The organism is Allobosea sp. FG18 (assembly GCF_057809495.1).
This window is the reverse complement of sequence record NZ_JBMDKB010000063.1, coordinates 1-3,971: the sequence shown is the minus strand read 5'-3', so window position 1 is coordinate 3,971 and position 3,971 is coordinate 1. Positions and strand designations below refer to the sequence as shown.

5 protein-coding genes are annotated in these 3,971 nt (G+C 62.2%); 2 read left to right on the top strand and 3 right to left on the bottom strand.

Annotated elements, in window-relative coordinates:
• Positions 1 to 17 precede the first annotated feature (17 nt).
• Positions 18 to 566, bottom strand: coding sequence for a DUF488 domain-containing protein (locus ACODTJ_RS28925; RefSeq protein WP_488851656.1), 549 nt, complete (start codon positions 564 to 566; stop codon positions 18 to 20).
• Between the two features lie 132 nt (positions 567 to 698).
• Between ACODTJ_RS28925 and ACODTJ_RS28920 the strand changes: the two genes are divergently transcribed.
• On the top strand, positions 699 to 1,847 hold the full coding sequence (locus ACODTJ_RS28920; protein ID WP_488851654.1) for a hypothetical protein: 1,149 nt from the start codon (positions 699 to 701) through the stop codon (positions 1,845 to 1,847).
• Here the strand turns inward: ACODTJ_RS28920 and ACODTJ_RS28915 are convergent.
• Together ACODTJ_RS28915 and ACODTJ_RS28910 are read right to left on the bottom strand one after the other, a co-directional pair.
• On the bottom strand, positions 1,837 to 2,787 hold the full coding sequence (locus ACODTJ_RS28915) for a tyrosine recombinase (protein ID WP_488851652.1): 951 nt from the start codon (positions 2,785 to 2,787) through the stop codon (positions 1,837 to 1,839). The genes ACODTJ_RS28920 and ACODTJ_RS28915 overlap by 11 nt on opposite strands.
• Before the next feature lie 214 nt (positions 2,788 to 3,001).
• Entirely contained in the window at positions 3,002 to 3,310 is a 309-nt protein-coding gene (locus tag ACODTJ_RS28910; protein ID WP_488851650.1) for a hypothetical protein, read from the bottom strand.
• 112 nt (positions 3,311 to 3,422) lie between these two features.
• Here ACODTJ_RS28910 and ACODTJ_RS28905 point away from each other — a divergent pair, with 112 nt between their 5' ends.
• Entirely contained in the window at positions 3,423 to 3,797 is a 375-nt protein-coding gene (locus ACODTJ_RS28905) for a hypothetical protein (protein ID WP_488851648.1), read from the top strand.
• The last annotated feature ends 174 nt before the right edge of the window (positions 3,798 to 3,971 follow it).

Below are 3,971 nucleotides of genomic sequence, written 5' to 3'. Positions count from 1 at the left end.
TCATGCTCCGTTCGACCTTAGCGTACGATTTTGCACAACTCATGTTCTGACCCCTTCTTTCCCCCGCGCGCCTTCGAAACCTCCTCGACCAGGCGCTCTTCCAGTTCCTCATGGAGCTCGATGGCACCGGTGAAGGGGATGTGCCCGACGCGGAGTCCGTTCGCGACCAGGCGCCGCGACACGAGCAGGCAGCGGTGGCATTGAAGAGGGTCGCGCTCGGAGCACACGAGAACAGGCCGGCCTTGTTGAGCAAGCTCCGTCACGCGCTCGATGCCGCGGCCGAATTCGGCTGTCTCAGCCATGAGCGGATAGCTCGCAACGCCATCGATCACGAGCTCTTCTCGCGAGGGGCGCCCTCCGAGGAAGCGCCCGGCCCAGCGATACCCAAGCCCGGCTCGGGGGGCAGAGACGGTGAGTGCGCTCTGCTCGAACTGGGGGTTCCAGCGAGAGACGGGGTTCGTCCGCACGTCGACGAGCTCGGTGCCGCCGGCTCCGCGAATGTTATCGAAGAAGACCTCGATCGGATGGTTCGAATGACCGATCGTGAGAATGTCGTAGGCCGCCATGGTCGCTCCATCAAGGATTGCCGGAAGCATCCTTGAAAAACACGCAAGATGCCAAGGGCGGAGGGGGCAAAGCCGGTGGACGGTGGTCGGTTTCGTCTCCGCAGGATAGCGTCCAGAGCTCAGGAGACCGTCGTGCGCAAAGAAACTCACAGACTGCCGCTGCCTCACCTGCAATCGGTGATCCGGAAGGGCCATCGGAACGCCGAGAGCGTGATCGCGACCGATCTTTACCCGGTCGAGCTGATCACTGTGAGCGCGGATGAGGCTCCGATCTATCTCTCGATCGCGCCTCCGTCGCAGCCTGAGACCTTCAGAGTATGGGATAACCGCACCTGGCGTGCCGTTACCTCGCGCCGGCAGCCTGTTGCGATCGCCGATTTCGGCCGCGCGATCCTTCACGAGCTCAGCGAAAATCGCGCCTCGCTGCAGGGTGCGAACGTGCTCAGGGCGCAATCCACCTTTGCCCCTGAATGCCCCTTCTCGACCAAGCCGCTGCGCACCAGTGTGGCTCGCGCGCGAACCGGGGGGAGCTCGACCATGATGCCTACCCAGACGGGAGGAATTCGAGAGTTTCTTGAGCGATCGGAGGACGACCGGGCCGCGGTACGAGATGATCTTCAGGCGCACACGCTGATCGTCGCCGGCGAGGTCTATCGCGCAGCGCGCGAACCGTTTCTCCACCTCGATCAGTTCGGCGTCACCAAACTCGCCACCCCCACCTCGGAGGACACTGAACGCTACGGGCGCATCCTCTCGGTTGGAACCCCCGCAATCGACCCGATCTTCGCGTTTTCTCCGAGCAAATTCGATCAGATCGCTCATCTGAAAGCTCATCTCGAAGCCGTGCCGGAATTCGGCCGCTTCGCCCAGCGCGAAACCAAGCAGCCGGCCTACCATCTCAACATTGAGAATTTTCCCGACGGCCCATACGGATCCGAAGACAGGTGGTGGCTGTTGGCCAGAGCGCGCGGCCTTCAACAGCTTGCGGCCGACGTCATCGGAACTCTGACGGATTCCGCATTGCACGCGTTCATGGACTATCGCGCAAGGTTGCGTGCGCACCCCTCCGACCTCACCGCCGCCGCAGCAGGGATGACCGCCCGGGACGAGGAGGAAATCTCAGCAGCAATCGTCGCGCTCAGCGCGGCCCTCCTCGAAGAGCCCGATCTCGGCCTCTCAAATCGGGGCCCAATGCTCCGGAACGCGCTGCTGGCCTCCAAGGCACGCGAAGAGATGTTCGGTCCTCTGGTTCCTTCTGATCTATCGCTGCTCAGTCTCTGAGCTCGTCGCCGGTATCCCCGAGGGGGTGCAAATCCAAAACCATCCTCTGACGGCGGCTGATGTCGACATGCGTGTAGATCTCGGTCGACCCTAAATCGGCGTGCCCCAGCATCTCCTGGATGACGCGCAGGTCCGCCCCGTTCGCGAGAAGATGCGTCGCGAAGGCGTGACGCAGCTTGTGGGGTGAGAGCAGCGCAGGCCGACGGAGACCGGCATCGAGCGCCGCTTGCTTGACATCCTCTAGCGCCGAGATCCGCGTCAGCGGCTTGCTTGCGTCCCGGACCGAGTGGAAAACCCATTTCTCAGAGGCGACGCCATAAGCCGCGACAGCCTTCCTCCATCGCATGATGGCCTCGACTGCCCGGGCATGCATCGGCACCAGGCGCTCCTTGTCGCCCTTGCCCCGGACGTAGAGCATCCGGGCGTCTTTCCCAAACGCCTTCCACGGCAAGTTCACGGCTTCGCTGACCCGCATCCCAGAGGCGTAGAGCGTCTCGAAGAGCGCGGCGCGGCGCGCGAAGCTAGCGTGCTGGAAAGGCGTCGTTGAAGTGTCCGCAGCGCGCGCGTGGGCAGTGTCGAGGAGCTGATCGACCTCCTTCATCGACAGGACAAGCGGCAGCGCCCGCCGGCGCTTCATAGGCTCCAGTAGCGTGGTTGGGTCGCTCGCTGAATGGCCTTCCGCGACCATGAAGCGGTGGAGATTTCGAACAACAGAACGCTTCTTCGCGAGGGTGGATTCAGCGAAGCCGCGCTCGATCAGGGACCCCAAATAGTCGGTCACATGCTCTCGTCGCACGTCGAAAAGCGTGAGTCCCTGCTTCGTCAACCAGGTGAGGTACGTCTCGATGTCGTCGGTATAGGTGTCGATCGTGCCGAGCGAACTCGCCTGCTCGCTCAGCAATGCCGTCAACCAGAGCTCGGCCATTGCGCGATCGTCCATGGACGCAGTCTTCGTCGCGAATGGTTACTGGGCCCTTGCCGACCCCTGAAATTGCCCTTGCAATGGCGCGGACGCTCCGGTGTCTTCCCGCTCAGCGGGGGAGGTGCCTATTTGCGCCAAACCGCAGGCCGGCTCGATCCCGACCCGCCTCGAGGCCGAGAGCAACCGCTCGCGGCGGCGTTCGGCCCGGAGGTCCCGAATTGTGGCTGAGTGATCAGGGTCCGGCTGGCGCGGACGTCGGCGCTTCGACCCAGTCAGGCAGCTCCGGGGACGTCCGCAGATCCCAGGCGGCGGGATCCGCCAGTGCATCTGGGTTCGCGTTGGTCAGATGGTCATGGAAGTTGGCCAGCATCTCTTCCGTCATCGGAAGCCACGCTCCGCCGGCTTGGTGCTCCGCCGCAGCGATTGCGTTCTCCTCCCGATCGAAGACGAAACGAGTCATCGTTTCGTTGGTGCCTGGCCCGAACAGATGGCCCCACAGGCTGCTGTTCTCATCGGCGATCACGAAGCGGTCTTCGGCCATTGGCCCCTCCTAAGCTGCTCGGACCTTAGGATGCGGGCTCGCAAGCCACCAGCTGGCCCGTTGGTCGATTGCGTCAGGCCCAGTTAATCTGCGGCATCGAGAGGAATCCTGCATGTCGCTGCTCACCAATCCCGACGGAACTGTCAAAGTTTACGCCACGGTCGACGACCAGGAGGAGAAGATCCTGGCAGCCTACAATGGGGTCGGGAGCGCGATGAGAGGCACGAAGGAAATCAAGGCAGCCGGCGCCACGAATGCGGTCTATTACAATCTGACCCACTCCACGTGCCCGGCCTGGTTAAAAGCAGCAGTCCGGACCGATGCCGCATACTGCGAGGGGCGAGCTGCAGCGTTCGAGGCCCGAGCAAAAGCGCTGCGCGCGAAAGCAGCGAGCCTCAACACCGAGGCCGCAGATCACGAGCTCGCTGCGCAGTTCTGGCGCCTGGACATTCCGTCGGAAGACGTCCCGAGCGGCCCGAAAATGTAAATCGAGACTCTTGAAACGACTCGTTAAATTCTGCACCTTGCTTCTAAGGGCTTAGGTCTATCATTCTGCAAATAATAAATTTTACGCACTAGGATCGACCTATCAAAACACCGATTACACGAAGGCGAGGTACTTTCAAAACTGGTGCGAAGCGACGAGTCTCTGATAGTACTG